The organism is Streptomyces sp. NPDC048612, assembly GCF_043199295.1.
GTDB lineage: Bacteria > Actinomycetota > Actinomycetes > Streptomycetales > Streptomycetaceae > Streptomyces.
Genome location: NZ_JBICVV010000001.1, coordinates 588,179 through 612,409 on the forward strand (window position 1 = coordinate 588,179; position 24,231 = coordinate 612,409).

Genomic DNA, 24,231 nt, shown 5'->3' on the forward strand with positions numbered 1-24,231 from the left:
AGCCGGGTGTGCACTTCCTGGCGGAGGCAGACGCCCTCTTCCTGGCGGAGCCAGGCGACCCCTTTCCAGCGGGGCGAGGTGACCTTTTCGTCGTCATCGCGTGCTTCCCGACACTCCGGCCACCGCCGTCCCCTCTCCCCCCCCGGAGAGCCGCTCACCTGCGGAATTCGGCCAGGAGATCGCATTATTGCCAAGCCCCGGCAACTCGCCACAGCGGCCTCCTGGCTCGCGCTATACAAGAGAGCCGGGGGAGGCCGGACGACGGCTGTCCTCGGTGCGTGGACGGTCGTGGTCGGGCAGGGGGCTGGCTTAATTGCTGACGATCAATGTTGCGGTATTGCTCGCTGTCATCGTCGTCCTGCGGCTACGCCGCCGTACGCAGGCCAGAAGCCGGTTCGACGAGAAGCTGACCGTCGTCATCGTGCTGGCGCTCGGGGTGCTGATCGCCCCGACAGCGGTGGGGCACGGCATTCTCGACTTCCTGACCCAACTCGTGAACGGCTTCTCACGAGCCGGTCAGTGAGTGTCACCACGGGGTGCCCGGTCCCTTCTCGCCCTTCTCGGCGAACGCGCCGTGGAGGCAAGGGCTCTGTGGCGAAGAGGCGACGGGGGTCCGCGTTCGCCGGGCGGCCACCGGACACAACCCGGCGCCGCGGCATGGCGTGGCGTGGCGTGGCACGACAGCCCACGCCACATCACCGCACCGCACCGCACCGCACTGCACCCGCCCAACCCATCACCGCACCCGGGGGACGCATGGCCGCACCAGCACGACGACGCCGTTCCACCCGTCCGCGCTCGCGCCCCCGTCGCCCCGCGACGAAGCCTCGACGCCGCACCGCCCGACGCCGTACAGGCCAGGACGCCACCAGCCGCCTCGTCGCCCTCGCCCTCGTCCTGGCGACCGTCGTCGCAGCGATCCGCACCTACCCGGTCGCCACCGGTGTGCTGGCCGCCCTCGCCTTGACCGCGACCGTTCTTCTCTTCCTCGTCCGCACCGGTCGCCTCCACCTTCCCGAACTGCACACCGCCGCCCGGACGGACTTCACGCACAGCATCGCCGCCTACCAGCACATGACCGGCACACAGTTCGAGCACGCCATCGCCGACCTCGCCCGCCGCGATCCCTCGGTCCGCACCGCCACCGTCACCGGCGGTGCCGATGACCGGGCCCTCGACGTCCTCCTCCAACTCGCCGACGGCCGCCGCATCGCCGTCCAGTGCAAGCGCCACGCGCCGACGAACCGCGTCGGCGCACCCGTCATCTACGCCGTCAACGGCACCTACCGCGCCTACCACCGCTGCGACCAGGCCCTCATCGTCACCACCAGCGCCTTCACCCCCAACGCGCAACGTGCCAACGCCGAACTCGACCACCCCCTAAGCCTCGTTGACGGCCGTGCCCTCGCCCGCTGGGTCTCCGGCGGCCGCCCACCGTGGGGTGCCTGAGCCCTGAGGGTCGTGCTCAGCCCGCTGCCGGGGGCGAGCGGCCGGCTAGGGCGAATGATCAACGGGATCGCTCACTGGTGGCCGCCGGTCCGCCGCGTCCCTTGGGGGCATGTCAAGGCCGGGTCGGCCCTGCCCCCTGTCCTGGATCGGGCGGCGGCCGGGGGCCGCACACCCTCCCGGATATTGGGGGAAAATCCCCCTTGTTCCGAATTGGGTGGTTGCGTGTATCGTCCTCAGAGGCAGTTCCCGCACGCGATGGGACGAGGAAGACATGATGAAGAAGATCATCGCGATAGCGTTCGTTACCGCGCTGTTCAGCGCCGGGGGTGCCGGCATCGCCTCCGCGGCAGCCGCGCCGTCCGCGGCCGCGCCGGACCGTGACGTCGTCACCACCACGTTCCACTGTCCCGCCCCGCGCGGCACCTTCACGATCACGGCGGACCCGTGGGTCACGGGTCAGTACGAGTGGTACTACGGCAAGCAAGGCTGCACGTACAGCTCGTAATCGCCAGGCTCTAAGGTCACGCCCCCTTCCCTTGGCGTTTCTCGACGCGGGCACCGGTCGGCCGCCGCACGGGCCGCCCGGCGCCACGGGCCCCGTGACCGCCTGGCACGGATTTAGTCGAATGCCCCCCAAGTGGCAACGAATTCCTTTGCCCCCTATTCACCTCGCGACGGAATCTGTACTCTGGGCGGCGGGTGAATCGATGGCGCCTGCCTCGTTGATCACCTTCACGGGGTGAGGGGGAGGAGTCCGCGCTCCTGCCCAGGCCGGACGTTCCCCGTGCCGCCGCCGGACCGAGGCGATCGCTAGGCAGGGACGAAAGTGCTTGCTGGGCAGGGGCCTTCGTCGTCGATGCACGTCCGGTCCGAGGTCCGTTCCGGCCGCCGCGCAGAACGTCACGATCGAGACCGACGTAAGGCCCCGACATGAGCCATCCCGTGCCCGGTCTGCCCCTGTCGCAGACGGACCGTACGCGTCACCGCCGACTGCGAGAGCAGGGCAGCCCCGACCGGAGCGACCTCGACGCCATCCTGGCGGCCGGCTTCGTCTGCCACCTCGGGGTGGCCGTCGACGGCGACGCGCTGGTCATACCCACCGTCTACGGCGCCGACAGCACCACGCTGTACTTCCACGGCTCGGTGGCCAGCCGCAGTCTGGTCGCCTCGCCCGACGCGGAGGTGTGTGTCACCGTGACGCACATCGACGGCCTGGTCCTGGCCCGGTCCGTCTTCGAGCACGGCGTGAACTACCGCAGCGCCATGATCTTCGGCATTCCGCGACTGGTCGCGGACCCCGAGGAGAAGTGGGCGGGCCTCCGCTGTCTCACTGAACAGGCGACTCCCGGCCAGTGGGACTACGCGCGGCAGCCGAGTCGCAAGGAACTCGCCGCCACCTCGCTACTGGCTCTCTCCCTCGACGAGGCATCGGTGAAGATCCGCACCGGCGCTCCGGACGACGCCGACTCCCCGGACGCCGAACGCGGACTCTGGGCCGGCGTCCTCCCCCTCCACACCCGCTGGGGCGACCTGGAGCCCGACCCGGCCCTCCCCGCCCACATCCCGGCACCACCCCACCTCTCGCACCGGCAGGGCGCTTCGGCGTTTCGGTAACTGGTGCTCCGGGGGCTGTTCTTGCATGCCACCGCGCCGGCCGGCGTCACGCACCCATCCGGCGCGACCGGCAGCCCGATGGCGATCAGCGCGTATTCGTAGAAGCGCTGTTTCCAGGGACCCTCCTGGCGGGCGCACGGGGCAGCCCCTGGGCAAGTACGCCTTACCGTCCCAAGCCCGCAGCCTTGGCCGCACGCCGTGCGAAGACGTCCTCTCGGCAGTCTTCCATCTGCCGCAGGGCGTCCTTGCGGTCCCGCTGGGAGAGCCGGTCGAGGTAGGTGTGGCCGATGAGGTGATCGGTCTCGTGCTGCAGGCACCGGGCGAAGTATCCCGTCCCCTCGATGGTGAGAGGGGCGCCGCCCTTGTCGAAGCCGCGGACGACGGCGCGATCGGTGCGGGAGACCGCCATGGTGGCTCCGGGGACCGACAGGCAGCCCTCGAATTCGTCAACGAGCTGGCGGTTGCCGGGGGGTGGCAGCTCCAGGACGGGGTTGATGAGGTGCCCGACATGCCGGATTCCCTGGTCGTCCGGGCAGTCGTACACGAACAGCCGGAGATCGACACCTACCTGGTTGGCAGCCAGGCCGGCGCCGTCGGCCACGTGCATCGTCAGGAACATGTCGTCGATCAACGCCGACAGCTCCGGAGTTCCGAACTCGGTCACCTGCCGGCACGGCCGGCTCAGGACTTCCTCACCCAGCACGGTGACCCGGCGCACCGAACCCCGCTCCGCCTCCGGTGACAGGGCGGGATAGGCGTCGACGGGTCGGCCCTGCACGCGCACTCGCCGGTCCACGTGCACTCGCCGGTCGACGCGTCCGGAACGGTCGTGATGAACGGCCATCGCTGTCTCTCCTTCTGCGCACACGACGTACGCCCACGTATGCGGCAGGCGTTCCGCGGCCTGATGCCGGCGAACAGATGAGCCGCTTGCCAAGTGCTTTGCAAAGTAGCAGACTTTGCAAAGTGACTGAAGATGACCTCAACTCCCGGCCCGGCCAGGCGCGTGACACCGGCGACGAACTGCGTGAGCACGAGGTCCGTACGGCCCTGCTGGACCTGCTGGGCGAAGTCGGAACCGTCACGGCGACCGAAGCGGCCGCCAAACTGGGCTACAGCTCCGGACTTTGCTCCTTTCACCTTCGGCAGCTCGCACGCCACGGGCACATCGAGGAAGCCCCGCACCGCGGCGGTCGCGCACGCCCCTGGCGCCTGAGGCAGCCCAACCCCACTGCCGACGCGCCTGCGGAGGGGCAGTTCGGCGACCTGGCCCGCGGGCTTGAGGACGAGAGCTGGCAGCGATGGCTGGCCCGGCGCGACCAGGCGCCGGCCGAGTGGTGCCACGACGAAGCCTTCAGTGCCGTCGCCTACTTGACGCCCGAAGAGATGAGCCGGGTCGCGGACACCATCCGCAGGGCGCTCGCCCCCTATCAGGACCGCGAACAGCGCCCCCTGGCCCGCCCCGACGGAGCCCAACCGGTGGCCCTCATCACCCGGCTGTTCCCGCTGCTTCCCCACCCGGCAGACGAGGCAGAGCAGTCCTGAGAGGCTGAGTCGGGAAGCGGTGCCCGTCTGACGGCCGGCGGCTCCCTCCACCCGGACCCGTAGGAGGGGTCCGGGTGGACTCGTTGGCTGCCATCCCTCGGGTCGGGACCATCACCGCTATTCCGAGGAGGAAGCGGCCCCCTGTTCAGAGGGGGACTCGGGTTCGCTCACCGTCTGCTCCTCCGTGCCGAAACCGCGGAGGCGAGGGACCGGGGAGAGCAGGATCGGTACCGATGCGGAGAGGAAGACCAGGCCGGCCACCCAGAGGATCGCGCGGGGGCCGGCGAAGGTGCCGAGCCAGGCGGTGACCAGGCCGCCGAGGGAAATGCCGCCGAACACCAGAGCCCGGTAGCCGGCCACGACCCGGCCCATGAGCCGGTCGGGGGTGACGGTCTGCCGCAGCGTCGCGGTGAGGACGCTGAAGATGGCGAGGCCGCCGTTCATGACCACCAGAAGAGCGGTGTCGACGAGGGCGAGGAAGGTCTGCTGTCCCGAGACGGCCGGGATGAGCAGGGCGGGAACGGCGGTGGCGGCACCGGCCGCGAGGTAGGTGACGCCGACGGGGAGGCGTCGGGAGAGCCAGGGGGCGCAGGCGGCTCCGGCCAGGCCACCGGCCGCGCCCGCCGCGAGGACGACACCGACGTTGAACCCGAGAATGCGGTTCATGTACACGAGGAACGCGGTCTGGAAGATGGCCCACGCCAGGTTGTGGAGGCTCCCGGCCAGCGTCACCGCCCGCAGCAGGGGCGCACGGGCGAGGAAGCGCAGACCGTCGTAGAAGTCCTGCCAGGGGGTACCGGCGACGCGGGCCGGGGCGGGCTCCGGTCGCTTGACGAGCAGGAGGGAGACGACCGAGACGAGGTAGGAAGCGGCGTTGAGTGCCAGGCAGAGCGGTGCGGAGAGCCAGTGGACGAGCAGTCCGAACAGGCCCGGCCCGGCGACCTCCGCCCCGGCCTGGCTCACGGACACCCGGCCGTTGGCCGACAACAGGTCCTCGGGGGCGACGAACTTCGGCAGGTAGGCCACCAGACACAGGTCGAACAGCACGGTGAACGTCCCGATGCCGGTGGCGAGGACCACCAGCCAGGGCATCGTCAGCCAGCCGAGTGCCGCGAGCACGGGGATGGCACCGACGAGCACCGCGCGCGCGGAGTTGGCGATCACCAGCAGGGGGTGGCGCCTTCTCCGGTCGACGAGGACGCCCAGGGGCAGGGCCAGGGCGAGGAAGGGGAGGTATTCGGCGAAGCGCAGCAGGCCCAGATCGGAGGCGTCGGCACCGAGTACGACGAGGGCGGTGAGCGGCAGGGCCAGGAGACTGACCTCGGCGCCGAACAGAGAGATCGTCTCGCCGACCCAGAAGATGTGGAAGTCGCGGTTGCGTCGCAGCCCTTGGGGCGGGGCCTGCATCGTCGACGTCATCAGTGCGCCACCTGCCGTGGCCACGTTCGTGACCACGTCCGAGACCGTGACCAAGTCCGGGACCGTGCCCACGCCCGTGACCGAGCCGGGCGTCGCCGACCGGCCGCTGTGGTGAGTGGGACGGCACCGCCAACCCCAACCCCAACCCCGAGTCCGGACCCGGCCCGGAGTGGCCTGGCTCCGGGTGTGTGCGCGTTCATGAATCCACCCATCAGTGACACTTTTGACGCCACGTCATTCTCCACTTGCTGAGCCCGGTGAGGGGCCGCCGGCCCGTATGAGAGCCGGCCGTCGTACGGTCGTCGGCGCGCCGGGCGGGGGCCCGGGTGCTCTCACGCGCTGCCCGAGGTCGTCGTGAGGTGGCCGGCCCCGGACCGGTGGCGCGGTACCGACAGCCGGCGGAGGCGGTCGAAGGCCGCGTCGAGATACTCGGGGGCCGCGCCGAACGAGAGGCGGACCCGGTCGTCCGTGCCCTGCCAGAAGCCGGGGCCGGGCATCAGCCGTACGCCCGTCTCCGCCAGCGCGCGATCGCAGAACTGCTGGGCGCCGGCGTTCGGGCCGGCCAGCTTCAGCCAGAGGAAGAGGCCGCCGGCCGGTGGCGGGGCGGTCTCGAAGAGGTCGAGGGTGGACAGTGCCTCCAGGGCGATGGCCCGGCGCTCGGCCAGCAACGTCAGGTTTCCGTCCACGGGTTGTGCCAGCAGGCCGGCCGCCGCCTGCTGGGCCACCAGTGACGGGCCCATGCGCAGGCGCTCGGCCACACCGGTGAGCACTTCGGCGACGGCCGGTGCCGTGGCGATCCACCCGATGCGGATGCCGGGGCAACCGAAGGCCTTGGACACCGAGTTGACCTTCACCACATGGCCGGCGTCGAGCAGGGCCTGGTCCTCGCGGGGGCGGGTGCCGCCCACGATCAGTTCGTCGTAGACCTGGTCCACGACGAGCAGTGCGCCGTCGGCGGCGGCCGCCTCGGCGTGGAAGGACAGGGCGCCGTCGGCGAGGACGCGGCCGTCGGGGTTCGACGGGCTGTGCAGCAACCGCATCCGGGTCGTACGGGTGCTGTCGGGCTCCGCGTTGAGAGGGACGAGTCCGGCGCCGAGGTTTTCCAGGATCTCCCGGTAGAAGAGGAAGCTCGGAGCCTGTACGGCGACCCGGTCGCCGGGGTCCAGGAAGGTGTGGGCGAGCAGGAAGAGCGCCTCGGTCGCACCGTGTGTCACCACGATGTGGTCCTCGGTCAGCGACAGGCCGTACTTCGCGTTCTCCCGGGCCGCGATCCGGCGACGGAGTTCCCGCTCCCCTTGGGGGTCGGGATAGGACTCGGCACGGAACGCGACCTGGCCGGCCGAGGCCGGGAGGCCGCGCAGCAGGGCCTCCGAGAGGTCCCATGTGGGCCGTGCGTCATGCTGCGCCGCACGGGCCTGACGCTCTATCAAGGACAGGTCGTGCCACGGGCGACACGGCGAAATCATGGGCCCTCCTCGGGGTAGTGGATCTCCGGCTCGTGAGGAGCCGCCTGGGGTCCGCGCCGGTGTCCGCGACGGGAGCCGCGGACACCGGCGGTGATGCGGTTCTGAGTGTCTAGAGCCGCAGTTCGATCGGCAGCGCGGCCGGGGTCGTGTCGGGCTCCGCGGGCGGGGCGTCGAACAGTGCGGTGAGGCTCGTGTAGGCCCGGTCGGGGGAGCGCGGCGGCGTGGTGGGCTTGAAGAGTCCGTCGGTCTGCCACCGCTCGGGGTCCAGGCCGATCGCCCAGGCGTTGAGCCAGGGGTGCTCGTCGAGGTGTGCCCGCCGCTCGGGCATGGTGTCCTCCACGGCGATGCGGAAGATGGCCTGGGCCACCTCTTCGAGCACCTCCATGGAGTGGCGGTGGTCGGCGACGAGTTCGTCGACGGACTTGCCCTCCACGAGGTTGCGTTCGTACGCCTCACGGAGGAACGGGATCTTGTAGTAGTCGATGAAGCGGAAGTCCCGGCCCCGGCCCGCCTTCCGTTCCCACTGCTTGAACAACCGCTTGACCTGCACGGTCAGCGCGTACAGACCGGGGGTCGCACTGCGGACCGCGGCGGCCTTCTCCTCGTCGAGGAAGATGCCGTTGTAGATCTGCGGGGTCGCCGTGGTCCAGGAGAGCAGGGTGTCCCAGAGGAACGACAGCGCCATGATCAGTGGCTCGCCGAAGTACGAGTACGAACTGTGGATGTTGTACTCCAGCCAGTCGTTCTGGCCGAGCACGAAACGGCTCAGCTCGTCGACGCGCTCCGGGCGCAGCTCGTTTCGGGCGTCCTCGCCGATCAGCTCGATCAGTGCCGAGTTCTCGAAGGCGATCATGTTGGAGCCGGGGGAGTAGAACGGGTCGGCGAAGGCCGCGGCCTCCCCCACACAGCCCCAGCGGTCGGCCGAGAACACCTGCGAGGAGGTGTAGCTGTAGTCGCGGACCGCGAGGAAGTCGAGGACCTCGTGGTGGACCAGCGCGGACGCGACCGCCGGCTCGTGGCGCTCCAGCCACTCGACGGCACCGGGCAGGGTGCTCATCCCGTCGATGTCGTGGAGCTCACCGGACGTCACGATGCCGACGCTGGTGTTGCCGGAGCCGAGCGGAATCAGCCAGACCCAGTAGCCGGGGCCCATCAGATGGACCGTGGAGAGCCGGCGCCGGCGGCCCGGCACCCGCTCGTGCCACTCGGCGTTGTCGTCGGACACGAAATCCTCGACGTCGAGCCGACCCTCGACGCGGAACCACGCGGCGTTGAACTGGCCCTCGGTGGGGCGTTGCAGCCCCAGCTTGCGCTGGAGGTACCGGGCCCGGCCCATGGCATCGACCACCCAGCGGCAGCGTGCGCTGCGCGGCGTCCCGTCCCCGTCGACGTAGTGCACCAGGTGCGAGGCGCTGCCGGGGCCCAGGTCGACCTCGCGGACCATGCTGCCGGTGCCGATCTCGACACCGGCCTCGCAGTTCATCTCGTACAGGTCGTTCTCCAGGACCCCGCGGTCGATCTGGTAGGTGCTGCGCCCCGGCAGGGCGGAGAGCCCGATCTCCGGTGCGTCCGCGAACGGTTCGCCGGCCCGGCCGAAGAAGTAGCGCAGGCCCAGCTTGGGCAGGTGCTTGTCCGCCATGTAGTCGGCGAGCCCGAGGACGGAGGAGAAGTAGAACCCCGCGATGTCCACGGTCGATTCGCCGACCTTGTGGGCCGCCAGCGGCACCGGGTAGGTCTGCCCGTCGATCACCAGGACCGAGGCGTCGGGCTGCTTGCGGCGCAGATGGCGGGCGAACGTGGCGCCCGCGAGTCCGCCGCCGCAGACCACGACGTCGTACCAGGGGGTGTCCTCGGGCGTCTCGGTGGGCTCAGGGCCGAACAGTGTCACGGGATTCCTCCGGATTGCCGGGTACGGGGCCGTGGCCCGGGATGTCGGTGGCCGGCTGGGACAGCGCCTCCGACCAGAGGGCCATCAGCCGCTCGGCCGCGGTCTCGTCGAGCCGGTCGAGGTCGTGCTCCAGGGTGGCGACGAGCTGGGGCGCGCCGCCAGGAGTCGCCGGTTCGAGCGACACCGCGAGCACCACCGGGTGGTGGAGCTGGCCGAGGGCGACGCACTCCTCGACCAGGGTCAGCCGCTCGACGGCGTCGCGGGCGTGATGGAAGTGCACGAAGTTGAACCAGCCCGCGACCGCCCGGTCGTCCGCCACCTGGCCCGCCAGCGGATATCCCGCGTAGGGCTCCATGGCGTCGAGCCCGGCCTGGACCGCCGTCGCCGAGGGGGGCTGCGCACCGGCGTCCCACCGGGAGCTGAAGGGCAGGATGTTCCAGAACAGTCCGGTGGTGCCGAGCGGGTCGGTGAGCCGCTCCGAGCGGCCGTTGGCGACGACGCCGACCGTCAGCGCCGGTGCACCGCCGTGCCGGTGGAGGGCGGAGAGGAACGCGGAGAGACAGCGGGCCTTGGGGGAGAGCCGCTCGTTGCCGGCGCTCGTGAGGATCTCCTCGACCCGCTCCGGGGGCACGACGACCTCTGTGTAGCCCACCCGCCGGAACTCCCGGCGCGGGGCGGCCGGCCCGTCCGGGAGCGTGGCGAGGGCCTTCGCCCAGAAGTCCTGTGCCTGCGGGTCGTTGGCGAGCGTCTTCTCCAGGGCGACGAACTCCCGGTAGGAGTCCACCGCGGGTGCGGCGGTGTCCGGGCGGCCACCGGCGCGGAGCGTCCCGTAGTCCGCCAGCAGCTCGTTCCGCAGCTGGACCCCGCTCCAGCCGTCCGTCAGCGCGTGGTGCGCGGACATCAGGACATCGGCCTCGGTCGCGGAGCGTACGACGATCCGGAAGCGGGTCCACGGTGCGGTGCCGTCGGTGGCGAACGGTTCGGCGAGGTCCGCCTCGACGACGGCGTTCAGCACCGCGTCGGCCTCCTCCCCCGGGCCCGCTTCGACGGTGTCGACGAGGGTGCTGTCCGGAGGGAGGACGCACTGCAGCAGACGTCCCGAGCCGGGCGCGCGGACCACGGTGGTGCGCAGCGACCGGTGCCGCTCGACCAGGCCGCGCAGCGCCCGCCGCAGCGCCTCGACGTCCAGGTCCCCGGCGCGCAGCCGCCACCCCGCGACGCAGCGGTAGGTGTGCAGCGCCCGCAGGTCCGGCTCGGCGGACCACTCGACCATCCGCTCCTGAAGGTGCGTCAGCGGATAGGCGTCCTCGTACCCCGCCGGCAACTGCCGCGCCTCCTCGTCGGTGAGGTTCACCGACGCGCTCACGGCCGGCGCCGCGGGCTCGGCGGCGTCGCCGCGACCGGTCACCATGCGTGCGAGCGCCCGGACCGTGCGGTGCTCGATGATGTCGCTGGTGCGCAGGGCGACCCCCACCTGCTCCGCGGCCTGTACGGCCTGGATCAGCCGGATCGAGTCGCCGCCGAGCTGGAAGAAGTCGTCCTCGGCGTCGATCGCGGACCTGCCGAGGACCTTCGCCCACACCTCGACCAGGCTCGATTCGAGCGGGGTCGCCGGTGTGCCGACCGGACGCTCCGCCATCCGCCGCTCGTGCAGGGCGATGAGGGCGCGGCGGTCCACCTTGCCGTGCTCGGTGGTGGGGAAGGCGTCGACGAGGTGCACGGCGCCGGGGACCATGTAGGCCGGGAGCGTCCGGGCGAGGTGGTCGGCGAGCGCGCCCGTCAGCCCCTCGTCGTGCTCCGTACCGCGGCCGCCCGGCTCGCGGACGAAGGCCAGCAGGACCCCGTGCACGGCGTCCACGGCCACGACGGCGTCCTCCACGCGGTCGTGCCCGCGCAGCGCGGCCTCGACCTCGGTGGGGTCCACCCGGAAGCCGCGGATCTTCACCTGCTGGTCCCGGCGGCCCGCGAAGACCAGCTCGCCGTTCTCGTCCCAGCCGCCGAGGTCGCCGGAGAGGTGCAGCACATCGTCCGGACGGAACGGGTGCGGGACGAACCGGCGGGCGCTCTGCTCCGGGTCCCCGACGTACCCGGACGCCACACCGCGCCCGGAGATGGCGATTTCGCCGATGACGTGGCGGGGGAGCAGATTCCGGTCCTGGTCCAGGATGTAGACCTGCATGTTCGCGCGCGGCCGGCCGAGCGGCACACTCTGGTAGTCGCGCCGCGGGTCCACCCGGTGCAGCGTCGTGTTCACGCACGCCTCGGTCGGGCCGTAGCCGTTGTACACCGCGACGCCGCGGGCCGCCCACGCCGTCAGGTCCGCGGTGTTTGCGGGCTCCGCCGCCGAGATGAGCACCCGGAGGTCCGGCAGCCGCCGCGGGTCCAGGGCGCTCAGGTAGGAGGGCGTGAGGGTGGTCGCCGTGACGGCGTGCTCCGCCATCAGGTCCTCCAGGCGGCGCGGGTCGGCGAGTTCCTGCTCATCGGGCAGGACCAGCGCCGCACCGGCGAGATGGGTCATCACGATGTCGAGCAGCGCGCCGTCGAACGACAGCGCCATGAACGCGAGATAGCGGTCGCCGGGGCCGAGGGCCAGCTCGGTCACGTGGTCGAGCGCGACGTTCACCACGCCGGCGTGGTCGAGGACGATCGTGCGCGGGGTCCCGCCCGAGCCCGAGGTCGTGATCACCGCGGCCGCGTCACCGCCCCGCGGGGCCGGCCAGGTCGGTTCGGCCGTCGGTCCCGCCGCGGTGCCCGCGGGGAACTGGAGGTCGGGACAGCACACGGCGAGCGAGGGCAGATCGGTGAGACGGTGCAGCAGACCGGAGTGCACCGCCAGGGTCTTGGCCTTCGAGGCCTCGGCGATCTGCGCGATACGGGCGGCCGGGGCGTGCGGGTCGACCGGGACGTACGCGGTCCCGGCGATCATGCACCCCCACAGCGCCACGAGGGTGTCCTCGGCCCGCGAGACGAGGACGGCCACCGCCTCTCCGTCGGCCAGGCCCAGGTCGTTCCGCAGATGGTGGGCGAACTGCTCGGCGCGGGCCAGCAGTTCGCCGTAGCTCACGGTCCGGCCGCCGGTGAGGAGGGCGGGGGCGTCGCCGGCCGCGGCGGCCACCGCCCGGAACCGTGCCGCCAGCGAGTCGTCCGGGGTGTGGGCGGGGACGCCGGTGGCGGTGAGGGTGTCGAGCTGGTGGAGGATCTCGTCGTCGTCGAGCAGATCCAGGTCGGCCACCGCGGCCTCGGGGGCGTCGAGATGTGCCAGCACCTTCTCGACCAGCCCGACGACATGGCCGGCGAACCACGCCGGGTACCGGCCGTGCCGGTCCTCGAAGTCGAAGCTGCCCTCGGCCGCATCGATCCGGATCACCAGGTCGGTGCCGTCGTCGGCGGGCACCTCCTCGTGCAGATGTGTCTCGGCGACCATCAGCCCGGTGTCCGTGGGTCCGTCCGCCTGTGCCCACAGGTCGCGGACCGGGAAGCCCTGGACCGCGTAGCAGGTGGCGGCCTGGTGGCGCACCTGCTCCAGCAGTGACTTGAAGCTGTCCCGCCGCTCCGCGCGGAAGACCAGCGGTACCCGGTCGTCGTGCCCGTAGGGGCTCTCGACGCCGCGGAGCAGGGGCGTGGACAGCCAGACCACGTCATGTGCCGAGGTGCGCCGGACGACGGCCGCGAGGGCGGAGAGCAGGACCACGAAGCCGCCCAGCGCCTGGCCACCGCTCACGGCGGTGACCCGGCGGCGGCTCTCCGGCCCGAGCACGGCGCGCTGCCGCGTCCCCGGGGCGGCCGTCTTCGTGGTGACGACGGTGTCGGCCCAGTGCAGGGCGTCCTCGGCGGACGGCATGGCCGCCAGCCAGGCGGCGCGCTGCTGCTGATGGGCCGGGCCCTGAAGGGCCTCGATACGGGAGATGCTCACGATGCCCTCCAGCGCTTCGCCCCGTAGAGCCGCTCGGAGTGGCGGCCCTGGGTGTGGCAGGTCTCGACCAGGAGGTTGGCTTCCCGGATGGCGAGGGAGTCGTCGGTGTAGGGGATGCCCAGCAGGGGATAGAGCCAGGGCTCCTCGCCCATCGCGTACACATAGACCGCCGAGCCGCTGAACCGCTCGACGACGTCGAGGGCCTCCTGGCAGGTGGACGCGCGCCCCCGCCGGCTCTGGTCGTGGTCCCGGTCGAGCGGATGGGCGAAGTACGGGGCGTAGACCCAACTCGCCGGTGCGCCCTCGCACTCCATGCCGAGGAACAGCATGTCCACATCGCCGACCAGGTCGTGCACGCGGTCGTAGAGCGCCGGGTTGACGTTGGCGGTGTCGGCCCCGAACAGCGCCGTCCGGCCGCCGAGCCGGACGTGGTAGGTGGACTTCGACCGGATCGCCAGGTCGTGGTGCTCGCCGACGAACGGGATGGCGGTGATCGCCCCGTCGGGAAGCGGCACGACGTCGAGCTCCCGCACCTCACGGACGTCGGGGAAGCCCAGGTGCTCGACGACCAGGCGCAGCGACGGGTCCATCAGCCCGCCGCCGTCGTTGCCGGGCACGATGACCGTCCCCACCTTGTGCCGGATCTGCAGCAGCGTCTCGGGCAGCACATGGTCGTGGTGGGCGTGGGTGATCAGTACGTAATCGATCCGGTCGGGCAGGTCGGCGAACGAGAGGCGCGGCACGTCGGAATCGTGGTCGTAGGGGAGCACCGGGTCGACGAGGATGCTGACGCCCTCGTGCTCCACCAGCACACAGGCGTGCCCGAAGTAGGTCACCCGGACCTCCCCCGGACCGGCCTGCGCCTCCTCGCGCGCGCCCGGCGCCCGCGGGGGCGTGGTGGTGAACAGCTCACGGAAACGGGTCCTGGCCCCGGCGTCCAGGCCCAGTTCGTCGGCGAGCGCGTCCGGGTCGACGGGTTCGGTGCGGGCGCGGAACAGGGTGTCGAGCGCCGGAGTGGCGAAGGGCATATCGAGCTCCACGGCGCCTTCCCAGGCCGCGCCGTCGGCGGCGTCCGGGTCCTCCACCACGGGCAGTCGGGGCGTGGAGAACGCGAACGGACGGTCACCGTCCCGGTCCGTGCGCACCAGCCGCAGACACTGCCCCGACGGGTCGGCCAGCGCATCGGCGTACAGCAGCCGTTCGTAGAGCCGGCAGCGTGCCCGGTTGTGGCGGTCGTACTCCAGCTCCACCAGGCCCTTCAGCGCGGCCGGGACGGACGGGTAGAGCGGTTCCAGCGCCCCGCCGGTCATGCTCTCCAGCAGTTCGTCGAGTTCACCGAACGCCGACACGAAGTCCTGCTGGCGCTTCGCCTTGGTGCGCGTCGCGTCCAGCAGCGCCTGGACCTCGGCGACCTTGGCGCCGCCGAGGTCGAGGAACGGGCCGCTGCGCGTCGCCGGGTTCGCCGCGGCGGCGGCGTGCATCGCGGGGGAGCGGACATAGGACTCCATCATCCGCAGATGACGCTCGATGGTGACGAAGGCGGCCGTGGCCGGCGAGACCAGGTGCACCCACGCATACCAGCGGTCGACCAGCGGCTCGACCTCGACATCACCGCGGAGGAAGTGACCGGGGGTCTTCTGCGGGCTCGTCATGAGCGGTCTCCCTCGGCGACCAGGGTGTCCAGCGCGGCCAGCGCCGACTCGATCTCCGCTAGGTCCTCGACCACGAAGTACCGGTTCTGGAGCTGGAGGATGTCGAAGGTCTCGCGCCGCACCACCTCCGGGTCGAAGGTCTCGACCGGGCAGGCCGGGTCCAGGCACTGCTGGATCTCGTCGGCCGACGACAGGATGGCGCCACCCAGCGCCCGGAGCCCGTCGGGCGTCCGTATCAGACCGGCCTCCAGCGTGGTCCACATGATGCTCTGGAGCAGCGCGAGTTCGTCCGGGCGCTCGGCGCACCGGACCCCGATACGGCCGAACTCCTGGTACAGAAGCGCCGTGCGCGGATGGGCCAGGAACGGGCCGTGCCCGAACAAGTCGTGGAAGAGGTCGGGCAGTTCGGCGAAGCGGATCTCCTCCGGATTGCGCATCTGGTTGGTCACCGGGAACCGCCGGTTCAGGAGCATGTCGAAGAAGTCGGCCCCCTTCACCAGTCCGTCCACCGCGACGAAGGTCCAGCCGGTGATCGCGCGGACGCGCTCGTTCACCCGGTCGAGATCGGGCACGTGATCGGCCGGGAGGCCGAGCAGGTCGAGCCCCTCCAGGTAGAGGGCCGGCGCGGCCAACGGCACGAGATCCCGCTGCTGGCGGTAGAGCCGCTGCCAGACCTCGTGGTCGACCGGCTCATGGTGTGCCTGAACCGGCGGTACTTCCTGAGTGTCCACCTCTGCTCCTTTCGGCGGGGACGGCTTCACACCAGTCCCGGGATCAGCGCTCAGTAGCGCAGCTCGATGGTCAGGGGGGCCGGGGACTGCGCCGGCCGGGCGTCCACGGCCCGGTCCAGCGGGTCGTCGGCGTGATCGAGGAGGGTCTCCACGATCCGGAGGAAGGCCCGCCCGAGTCCGGCGAGCGTGTCGTCGTCGATGCGGGCGCGCGGCGCCACGATCTCCACCTGCAGGGTGTCCGCCCGCTCGGTGATGTCGAACCACAGCGCGGTGTGGGCGCCGAAGACCACATCCGTCCGGGGGACTTCGGCGGTGCCGGCCCGGGGCTGGAGCGTCAGGCCGACGTCGGCGAGCGGTGCGTCCGGCTCCAGGCCCAGCGCCCGGCCGATGTCCCCCGGCGGGGTCCGCCGGTGGGCGAGCGCGTCGAGAACCGAGTGGCGGACGGAGTCCAGCAGAGCACAGAACGGTTCACCGGGCCGGATGTGGTCGCGGAGGGCGACGGTGTTCAGCAACGGGCCGAGCTGCTCCTCCAGGACCCGCCCGTCCCGCAGCGACACCGGCGACATCACGACCAGGTCGGTCTGCCGGGTCATGGCGAACAGGAACGCCTTGACGACGGCGTGCAGCCCCGCGAACAGCGTCGTGCCGCCGTCCGCGCAGAGGGCCCGCAGGGCACGGGTACGGCGGGCGTCCACGGTCACCCAGTGGCGGCGCCCGAGGAAGTCCCGTGGCCCGGAGGGGCGGCCGATGCCCAGCGGCGTGAGATCGGGCCGGATGCGGTCGGCCCCGGACAACCGCCCGGTCCACCACGCGAGTTCGGCACGCCCCTCGGGGCCCCTGAGGTAGGCGAGGTGGTCGGCGGTGACGTCGCGGAACTGACGCTCCGGACGCCGCGGGGCGCCCCGGCCCGCCTGCTGCGCCTGCCGGTCCCGCTGCCACCACTGGGCGAGGACGTCGAAGGACATGCCGTCCCACACGATGTGGTGGGCGGTGACCACGGCGAGCGTCGACGCGTCGGGCCGCCGGACCAGATGGAGCCGGAACAGCGGGCCCTCGGCGAGGTCCAGCGGCCGGGCCGCCTCCTCGTCGAGGAGGGTGCGCAGGTCCTCCGCCGTGGGGGAGCGGGACAGGTCGGTCAGCCGGAGCGCGTCCTCGGGGCCGTGTGGATGGACCCGCTGCCGCGGGCGGCCGTCGGCCAGGGGGAAGTCGGTGCGCAGGATCTCGAAGGACTCGACGAGCCGGGCGAACGTGGCCCGGTCGGCCGCCGGGTCCCACGCGGTCCCGAGATCCACGATCTCGGGCAGCGCCGCGGGCGTCTCCGGGCTCCGGAACTGGTCGAGCAGCCAGAACTCCGACTGCGCGGGCGACAACGGGGAGTCGTCGCCGTCCGGGGCCGCCGGGAGCGGGTCCGGCACGGTGGCGGGCCGCTCCTCCTCCGCCGGAGTGCGGCGGGCGTCGATCAGCTCCGCCTGGCGGCCGAGCGTGGCGTACGTCAGCACGTCCTCCAGACCGAGGACGACGCCCAGTTCCTCCTCCACCCTGGTCACCAGCGCCACGGCCAGCAGGGAATGGCCGCCGACGGTGAAGAAGTTGTCGTCGGGACCGGGTTCGGGGTGGCCGAGCAGCTCGCTCCACAGGGCCGCCAGCGAGGCCAGTGTGCCGGGCGGACCGTCCGTGGCACCGTGGTCCGTCTCCGCCGGTTCCGCCGGGCCCTCGGCAGGGTTCTCCGGAGCCGCGGAGTACCGCGCGCGGAGCGCGTCCAGGTCCGCCTTCCCGTTGTCCGTGGTCGGCCAGTCGGCGACGGTGACGAACGAGGCGGGGACCATGGGCGCGGGCAGCAGCTCGCGCAGCCGCCGGCGCAGGGCGGGGATCTGTTCCCGGTCTCGGTCGTCGACGTAGGCCACCACCGAGGGGGCGTCAGCCGGGCCCGTCCGGACGTCGGTCACGGCGTCGCCGACCAGGAGTCCCGTGCCCAGGATCGCGGAGCGGACCTCCTCCAGCTCCACCCGGTAGCCGCGGATCTTGACCTGGCGGTCGCGCCGTCCGACGAACACCAGATCACCGGAGGGGAGGCGCCGGGCGAGGTCTCCGGAGCGGTACCACCTCCGGGACGGGGCGCCGTCGTGTCCGCCGCCCGCGCCCTCCCGGACCCCGGGAACGGGCGGGTGCACCCCGAAGGCGCGGGCCGTCTCCCCGGGGCGGCCGAGGTAACCACGGGCCACCGCAGGCCCGCTGATGACGATCTCCCCGACGCCGCCGTCAGGTACCGGCTGCCCGTCCGGGTCCAGCAGTTCCACGCTCATCGTGCCCATCGGGCGGCCGATGTTCTGCACGTCGGACGGCGCCCCGGAGTCCCCGTCGGGGTCGAGCCGCTTGAACGTCGTGAAGACGGTGGTCTCGGTGATGCCGTAGCCGTTGACCACGTCCACGCCGGGCACATGGCCGGCGAGGCGCCGGACGGCACCGGGGTGGATCGGCTCTCCGCCGAGTACCACGTAGCGCAGCGAGGCCGGCGCCAGTTCCGGGCGGCGGTCGAGTGCGTCCACCGCGCGCTCGAAGGTGCTGGGGACCTGGGACAGCACGGTCACCCCCTCCCGCACGAGGACCGGGAGCAGCTGCCGCGGGTCCCGGCGGGCGGCCTCGGTGATGATCACGACCCGGGCGCCGCGGGAGAGCGGCAGATGGAGTTCCCATACGGAGAAGTCGAAGGCGAACGAGTGCGTCGACGTCCAGACGTCGTCGTCCCGGAAGTCGAACGGCCAGCCGCCGGCCCACAGGAGCGCGAGGGCGTTCCGGTGCTCCACCACGACACCCTTGGGCGTGCCGGTGCTGCCGGAGGTGTAGATGACGTACGCGGGGTCGTCAGCGCCGGCGGCCGGAGGCAGGTCGGTCAACTCCACGCCGTCGTCGCACGGTTCGGGTTCGTCGTCGAGGGCCAGCACGGGGAGCCATGGCACACCCTCCGGGCGGCCGCGCTCGTGACCGTCGACGACCAGCAGGACCGGCCGGGCGTCCTCCAGGACGGCGCGGCCGCGCGCCTCGGGCTGGGTGGGGTCGATCCCGAGGAAGGCACCGCCCGCCTTGAGGACCGCGAGCTGGACGACGGGCACGCGCTCGGAGCGCTCGACCGCGTAGCCGACGATCTGCCCCGGCGTCACGCCGAAGTCGTCGCGCAGCCGGCGGGCGAGCCGGTTCGCCCTGCGGTTGAGTTCCCCGTAGGTCAGCACCCGGTCCTCGCACACCACGGCGGGGCGCTCGGGCGTGCGGCGGGCGTGCCGCTCGACCCCCGTGTGCAGCAGGTCAGGGACCACCGGGGCCTCCAGCGCCGACCGGGCCACGGCCGCGGCGGTCGCACCGGCGGAGTCCGGGAGCGCGGTGAGCACGTGCGACAGCCCGGAGAGCCAGCGTTCGACGGTCCTGCTCGCGAAGAGGTGGGAGTCGTACTCGATCTCACCGCGCAGCCCGTCCTCGTCCTCGACGAACGTGACGATCATGTCGAGCTTGCCGACGCCGCGGTCGACGTCGACCCGGCGGGCGCGGGGCTCCCCCCACACGGACTCGGTACGGGCCCCGGGCGCGTTCTGCAGGACCAGCATCACGTCGAACAGGGCCGAGCGCCGGGGGTCGCGCGCCAGGCCCAGGTCCCGTACGACGAGGTCGAGGGGGTACTCCTCGTGGGCGAACGCGTCCAGGGCGGTGGACCGGACGCGGGCGAGCAGATCCTCCGGCGAGGCCTCCGGGTCCACGGCCACGCGGAGCGCCACGCTGTTGACGAAGGAGCCGAGGACGTCTTCGAGATCGACGTGCGGGCGGCCGGCCACCGGGGTACCGACCACCAGGTCGCGCTGACCGGTCAGCTGGTGCAGCCAGGCGGAGGTCGCGGTGAGCAGGGCCATGAACAGCGTGGCGCGCTGCCGCCCGGCCCACGACCGCAGCGCGCCGGTGGCCTCGGGGCTCAGTGCGAAGCGCCGGACATCGGCCCCGGGCACCTTCGCGGAGCCTCGTGGGGCGTCCAGCGGGAGACCGAGGGCCGGCAGCGGCCCGGCCAGCCGGTCGGCCCAGAAGCGGCGCATCCGGTCGCCGGCCGGTCCGGCGAGCCGTGCGCGTTCCCAGGCGGCGTAGTCGCGGTACTGGAGGCGGGCGGGCGGCAGTTCCGCCGGACCGCCATCGGCAGCCAACTCCCGGCACCGTGCGGCCAGTTCGGTGAGCAGTAGCGTCAACGACCAGGTGTCGCTGATCAGATGGTGGATCACGAGGTACAGCACGGTTCCCCGGTCGGGTGTCCGCTCCGGAGCGGCCGGGGTGATCAGGCCGAGCCGCAGCAGGGGCCCGGCCTCGGTGTCGAACGGCCGCTCGCTCACCGCGCGCAGATGGCGCGCCGGGTCGGCCGCCGCACCCGTCTCCACGGGCACCCGGCCCGGCTGCGGCGGCAGGATGCGCTGGATCAGCTCCCCGTCCTCCAGCGCGAAGGTGGTGCGGAGGATTTCGTGACGGGCGGTCAGTTCGTTCAGTGCGGTGCGCAGGACGGCGGGCCCGGGGACCTCGGCCAGCTCGATGCCGACCGCGATGTTGTACGCCGAGGACGTGGCGTCGGAGCGACTGGTGATCCAGTGGCGGAGCTGGCTGTGGGACGCCGGGGCCCGCTCGGCCGGCGGCGTGGGTTCGAGGCGGGCGACCCGGCACGAGGAGTGGTCGCAGTCCCGGATGACCGCGGCCTGGGCCCGGATCGTGGGGTGCGCGAAGACCGTGAGCACGTCCAGCCGGCCGCACAGCCCCGCCGCCGCCCGGGTGGCCACCCGCGCGGCGTCCAGCGAGGTGGCGCCCCGGGCGATCAGATCGTCCTCCGGGCCGACCGCCGCCCCGTTCAGCACCTCGCGCCACAGGGCGGCGAGGGTGTCCTCGACCGAGGCGCCGGCCGGGACCGGCAGCTCCGCCGCGCCCTCCGGACGCGCCGTGTACGCCGCCACCAGGGCCTTGACGTCGACCTTGTCGTGCACGGTCCGGGGGAAGGCGGCCAGCACCCGGACCGCCTCGGGGACCATGGTGGACGGCAGGAACGCGCCCAGGTGCGCGCGGACTTCGGCCGGATCGGGCGGGGCGGCCGAGGCCTCGTGGGTCACCCAGGCGACCAGCCGTTCACCGCCCGCCTCCGCCGACGGGCCACCGCCCACGGTGCGGACCAGGGCCTCGTCCACGGCGGGATGGCGGCGCAGCACGGCCTCGATCTCCGCGGGGGCGATCCGCTGCCCGCGGACCGACAGCTCGTCGTCGAGCCGCCCCAGGAACTCCAGGTTCCCGTCCGCGCGCCACCGGGCCCGGTCCCCGGTGCGGTAGAGCAGCTCCGGCCCCACCACCGCGCGCCGTACGAAGCGTTCGCCGGTCAGGCCGGGGTCGTTGAGGTAGCCGGCGGCCAGGCAGCGGCCTGACACGAAGAGCTCACCCGGCACCCCGAGCGGCGTGAACCGTCCGTGGCGGTCGAGCACGGCGACACCAGTCCCCGGCATCGGACGGCCGACCGGCACCGGCTCGCCGACCGGTCCGGCCGAGCAGTCGAACGAGGTGACGTCGACACAGACCTCGGTCGCACCCCACCCGTTGAGCAGATGGGCGCCCCCGTGGCGGCCGACGGCCTTCTCGAACAGCTCCACCAGCCAGGGGTGCAGGGTCTCGGCGCCGGCCAGCACCCACCGCAGCGAGGTGACCGACGAGGAGAGGCCCAGTGCGACCACATGCTCCAGCAGGCTGCGCAGCGGGGAGGGCACCAGGTCCACGACAGTGACCCGCTCACGCTCGATGGCGTCCAGCACCCGCGCCGGATCACGCTCGTGACCGGTGGGCAGGAACCAGACCCGTCCTCCGACCGGCAGCAGACGGAACATCTCGCATACGGCGGGGTCGAACGACAGCGCCGTCCGCCCCAGCGACACATCCTCCGGCCCGAGGCCGAGCCGGTCGATGAGCCACCGCTGACGGTTGACGAAGGACCGGTGGCGTACGAGGACGCCCTTCGGCTCGCCCTGGGAGCCGGAGGTGAACATGAGGTATGCGAGATCGTCGCCGTGCAGCTGCGGGCGGTCCTGCTGCGGGCCGGCCGGTCCCAGGTCGTCGAGGACGACGGTGGGGCGGTCCGCCGTGAGCGCGGTGCGCCCGGCCCGGGTGGTGACGACCAGCCGCGCCCCGGACGCCGCCAGGAGCTGTTCCCGGCGGGCCTCCGGCAGGGTGGGGTCGAGCAGGAAGAACGCGCCGCCCGCGGTGAGCACACCGAGCGCCGCGGTGAGCACCGCGCACGACCGCTCGGCGACGACGGCCACGACCTCCCCGCGCGCGACCCCGTGGGCCAGTAGGGCGGCGGCCACCCGGTCGGCGCGTTCCACGAGCTCCTCGTAGGTGAGGCGTTCCGCGGCACAGGCCGCCGCGATCCGCTCCGGGTGGCGGCCGGCCGCGGCCCGGACGAGCTCATGGATCGTCGTCTCCGCCGGTACCGGGGACGGCTCGCCGGTGAGCCACTGCCGCTGGAGACCGGCCTCCGCGGGCGAGAGTACGGGGAGTTCGGCCAGCTCCTGCCGCGGGCGGGCGGTACCGGCGGCGAGCACACGGGCGACCGCCTCGTGCGGGCCGGCCGCGTACGGGTGCTCCAGGGTGAGCGTGGGCTCGGCGCCGTCGCGCACGGTGAGTTCGCAGGGCGCCACGGGCCCGGTGCCCGCGCCGGATTCAGGGGTGTCGGCATCGGCGACCCGGACCGTCCAGCGACCCGGGACGCGGGGCTTCGGCAGCCGGCCGGCGAGCGCGGCGCGCACCTGGGCGAAGGTGGCCGAGGGGGAGCAGTCCACGACGACGCCGGGTGCCGCCACCGCTCCGGGTGCCCCGTCCGCCGGTTCGGCCGTGACGTCCACGACGAGCTGATACCGGTCCTCGTACCGCGCGAGCACGATCACGGCGGCCGCGAGCGCGTCATCGGCGGAGGGACGGGCACCGTCACCGTCTCGGGCCGGGAGCGCGGGCCCGGAGTGCACCGGGCTCATACCTCGAAACCCTCCGCCTCGCCGTCCGGCGCCGAGGTGCCGGACAGTCGCTCGGACACGGTGGGCACCTCGGTGTGCGCACGGGCCGGCTTCGGCCCCCGCAGCGGCGGAGTCGTGCCCGACCGGTACCCCGACGGTCCGTGGTACTCGGAGACCTCGCCCGCCCAGTTGCGCAGGACCGCCCGCTCCGGCGACAGGCTGAGCAGGTAGTTCGGTCCGACCGGGATCTTCCCGCCGCCACCGGGGCTGTCGACCACATAGGTCGGGACCGCGAAGCCGCTGATGTGCCCCCGCAGACCCTCGATGATCTCGATGCCCTTGGTGACGCTGGTCCGGAAGTGCCCCGCGCCGCGCACCGAGTCGCACTGGTACAGGTAATAGGGGCGTACCCGCATGCGGACGAGTTCGGTGCACAGCCTGCGCTGTACCTCGACGCTGTCGTTGATCCCCGCGAGCAGGACCGTCTGCGCGCCGAGGGGCACGCCGGCACGGGAGAGGCGCGAGCAGGCCCGCGCGAGTTCGGGGGTGAGCTCGTACGGGTGGTTGACGTGGATGTTCAGCCACACCGGGTGATTCGCCGCGAGGAGCTCACAGAACTCGTCGTCCACGACGAAGGGGTTGAAGACCGGGGCCCTCGTGCCCACCCGGATGATTTCGACGTGCGGAATCTTCCGGAGTTCGGTGATGATTTCGGCGAGCCGGTTCCGCGCCATCGACAGCGGATCTCCACCGGTGATGAGGACATCCCGCACCTGTGGCGAATCCCGGATATAGCGCAGTTGCTCCGCCCAGTCCGAGTGGCTGTAGTTCTGCTTTCCGTCACCGACGAACCGGCTCCGTGTGCAGTACCGGCAGTAGGAGGTGCAGGAGCTCGTGACGAGCATGACCAGACGGTCGGGATATTTGTGGATGATGCCGCGCACCGGCTCGTGCTCGATCTCCGAGTTGGCATCGGGCAGCCGGCCGTCGAAGGCCTCCATTTCCCGGGAGCTGGGCACGACCTGGCGGCGCAGCGGGCAGTTCGGGTCGTCCCCGTCGATGAGGCTGAGGAAGTACGGGGTGATGTCCACGCGGAACAGGTCGTCCCCGCCGAGCGCCGCCTCCTCGTCCTCGGTCAGCTTGATGACCTCGCGCAACTGCGAGGGGCGCCGCAGCCGGTGGGTCATCTGCCATCGCGGATCGCTCCACTCGGCCTGGGGCACGTCCGCCCATCGCGGGTGACGGGCACTCTCTCCACTTTCTACGCCGATTGACACCTGAAACCTCCGGCTGCATCCAAGCGAGATTGCTGGAAAAGGAGACCGACGGATGATCGTCGCTGTCCTGAGTTCCACCAGAACACAGTCGTGACGGTGATTCAAGAGTGGCAGAATTAGCCTTCAGATGACCCGTCAGGCGCCTTTAAGGAAGTGTTTGGACCGCGTTTAGGGTGGGCTTTAGATGCCCCTTGGAACTCTGGTGTGCGGCTGCGCTGATCTGGTAGACCGTTCCTGCCCGTTGCTTTTCTCTTCGGCCGGACCGGTGCGCGGCCC

General features: G+C 72.1%; 14 protein-coding genes. 5 read left to right on the forward strand and 9 right to left on the reverse strand.

Features of this window, described 5'->3' with window-relative positions; genetic code table 11:
• The first annotated feature begins 313 nt into the window (after nucleotides 1-313).
• From ACGFN2_RS02465 to ACGFN2_RS02480, 4 genes are all read left to right on the forward strand, one after another.
• Nucleotides 314-523, forward strand: a complete 210-nt coding sequence (locus tag ACGFN2_RS02465) for a hypothetical protein (protein ID WP_362601992.1) — start codon at nucleotides 314-316, stop codon at nucleotides 521-523.
• A 233-nt stretch (nucleotides 524-756) separates the two neighbouring features.
• Nucleotides 757-1,449 (forward strand): restriction endonuclease, encoded by a 693-nt coding sequence (locus tag ACGFN2_RS02470; protein ID WP_393356923.1) that lies wholly within the window; start codon nucleotides 757-759, stop codon nucleotides 1,447-1,449.
• Nucleotides 1,450-1,723: 274 nt separating this feature from the next.
• Nucleotides 1,724-1,954 carry a hypothetical protein gene (locus ACGFN2_RS02475; RefSeq protein WP_362601998.1) on the forward strand — a complete coding sequence of 77 codons (231 nt, stop codon included), beginning with the start codon at nucleotides 1,724-1,726 and terminating at the stop codon, nucleotides 1,952-1,954.
• A gap of 425 nt (nucleotides 1,955-2,379) precedes the next feature.
• Nucleotides 2,380-3,063 carry a pyridoxamine 5'-phosphate oxidase family protein gene (locus ACGFN2_RS02480; protein WP_393356926.1) on the forward strand — a complete coding sequence of 228 codons (684 nt, stop codon included), beginning with the start codon at nucleotides 2,380-2,382 and terminating at the stop codon, nucleotides 3,061-3,063.
• Nucleotides 3,064-3,226: 163 nt separating this feature from the next.
• On the opposite strand, the gene def is transcribed toward ACGFN2_RS02480, so the two are convergent.
• Nucleotides 3,227-3,907, reverse strand: coding sequence for a peptide deformylase (def, locus tag ACGFN2_RS02485; RefSeq protein WP_393356928.1), 681 nt, complete (start codon nucleotides 3,905-3,907; stop codon nucleotides 3,227-3,229).
• 122 nt (nucleotides 3,908-4,029) lie between these two features.
• On the opposite strand from def, the gene ACGFN2_RS02490 reads away from it, so the two are divergent.
• Nucleotides 4,030-4,608 (forward strand): winged helix-turn-helix domain-containing protein, encoded by a 579-nt coding sequence (locus ACGFN2_RS02490; RefSeq protein ID WP_393356930.1) that lies wholly within the window; start codon nucleotides 4,030-4,032, stop codon nucleotides 4,606-4,608.
• A 117-nt stretch (nucleotides 4,609-4,725) separates the two neighbouring features.
• Here ACGFN2_RS02490 and ACGFN2_RS02495 read toward each other — a convergent pair whose 3' ends face one another.
• The 8 genes from ACGFN2_RS02495 to ACGFN2_RS02530 all read right to left on the reverse strand — a co-directional run bounded on the left by ACGFN2_RS02495 (nucleotide 4,726) and on the right by ACGFN2_RS02530 (nucleotide 23,901).
• Nucleotides 4,726-6,027 (reverse strand): MFS transporter, encoded by a 1,302-nt coding sequence (locus tag ACGFN2_RS02495; RefSeq protein ID WP_393356932.1) that lies wholly within the window; start codon nucleotides 6,025-6,027, stop codon nucleotides 4,726-4,728.
• Between the two features lie 332 nt (nucleotides 6,028-6,359).
• The gene (locus ACGFN2_RS02500) at nucleotides 6,360-7,493 is read right to left on the reverse strand and encodes a pyridoxal phosphate-dependent aminotransferase (protein WP_393356934.1); all 1,134 of its coding nucleotides are present in this window, start codon (nucleotides 7,491-7,493) and stop codon (nucleotides 6,360-6,362) included.
• 109 nt (nucleotides 7,494-7,602) lie between these two features.
• Nucleotides 7,603-9,381: an NAD(P)/FAD-dependent oxidoreductase gene (locus ACGFN2_RS02505; RefSeq protein WP_393356936.1), complete on the reverse strand. Its 1,779-nt coding sequence runs from the start codon at nucleotides 9,379-9,381 to the stop codon at nucleotides 7,603-7,605.
• Nucleotides 9,362-13,294 (reverse strand): amino acid adenylation domain-containing protein, encoded by a 3,933-nt coding sequence (locus ACGFN2_RS02510; protein WP_393356938.1) that lies wholly within the window; start codon nucleotides 13,292-13,294, stop codon nucleotides 9,362-9,364. Before ACGFN2_RS02510 ends, ACGFN2_RS02505 begins: the two co-directional genes overlap by 20 nt.
• Nucleotides 13,291-14,946 (reverse strand): MBL fold metallo-hydrolase, encoded by a 1,656-nt coding sequence (locus tag ACGFN2_RS02515; RefSeq protein ID WP_393356940.1) that lies wholly within the window; start codon nucleotides 14,944-14,946, stop codon nucleotides 13,291-13,293. Before ACGFN2_RS02515 ends, ACGFN2_RS02510 begins: the two co-directional genes overlap by 4 nt.
• Nucleotides 14,943-15,677 (reverse strand): hypothetical protein, encoded by a 735-nt coding sequence (locus tag ACGFN2_RS02520; protein WP_362602024.1) that lies wholly within the window; start codon nucleotides 15,675-15,677, stop codon nucleotides 14,943-14,945. Before ACGFN2_RS02520 ends, ACGFN2_RS02515 begins: the two co-directional genes overlap by 4 nt.
• 50 nt (nucleotides 15,678-15,727) lie before the next feature.
• On the reverse strand, nucleotides 15,728-22,699 hold the full coding sequence (locus ACGFN2_RS02525; RefSeq protein WP_393356942.1) for an amino acid adenylation domain-containing protein: 6,972 nt from the start codon (nucleotides 22,697-22,699) through the stop codon (nucleotides 15,728-15,730).
• Complete coding sequence (locus ACGFN2_RS02530) at nucleotides 22,696-23,901, reverse strand: KamA family radical SAM protein (RefSeq protein WP_362602030.1); 1,206 nt, start codon at nucleotides 23,899-23,901, stop codon at nucleotides 22,696-22,698. The genes ACGFN2_RS02525 and ACGFN2_RS02530 overlap by 4 nt, the downstream gene beginning before the upstream one ends.
• Nucleotides 23,902-24,231: the final 330 nt, after the last annotated feature.

Coding starts and splice junctions, on each gene's coding strand:
- ACGFN2_RS02480 (WP_393356926.1), top strand. CDS start 2,380: ATGAGCCATCCCGTGCCCGGTCTGCCCCTGTCGCAGACGGACCGTACG.
- ACGFN2_RS02525 (WP_393356942.1), bottom strand. CDS start 22,699: ATGAGCCCGGTGCACTCCGGGCCCGCGCTCCCGGCCCGAGACGGTGAC.
- ACGFN2_RS02515 (WP_393356940.1), bottom strand. CDS start 14,946: ATGACGAGCCCGCAGAAGACCCCCGGTCACTTCCTCCGCGGTGATGTC.
- ACGFN2_RS02495 (WP_393356932.1), bottom strand. CDS start 6,027: ATGACGTCGACGATGCAGGCCCCGCCCCAAGGGCTGCGACGCAACCGC.
- def (WP_393356928.1), bottom strand. CDS start 3,907: ATGGCCGTTCATCACGACCGTTCCGGACGCGTCGACCGGCGAGTGCAC.
- ACGFN2_RS02475 (WP_362601998.1), top strand. CDS start 1,724: ATGAAGAAGATCATCGCGATAGCGTTCGTTACCGCGCTGTTCAGCGCC.
- ACGFN2_RS02500 (WP_393356934.1), bottom strand. CDS start 7,493: ATGATTTCGCCGTGTCGCCCGTGGCACGACCTGTCCTTGATAGAGCGT.
- ACGFN2_RS02470 (WP_393356923.1), top strand. CDS start 757: ATGGCCGCACCAGCACGACGACGCCGTTCCACCCGTCCGCGCTCGCGC.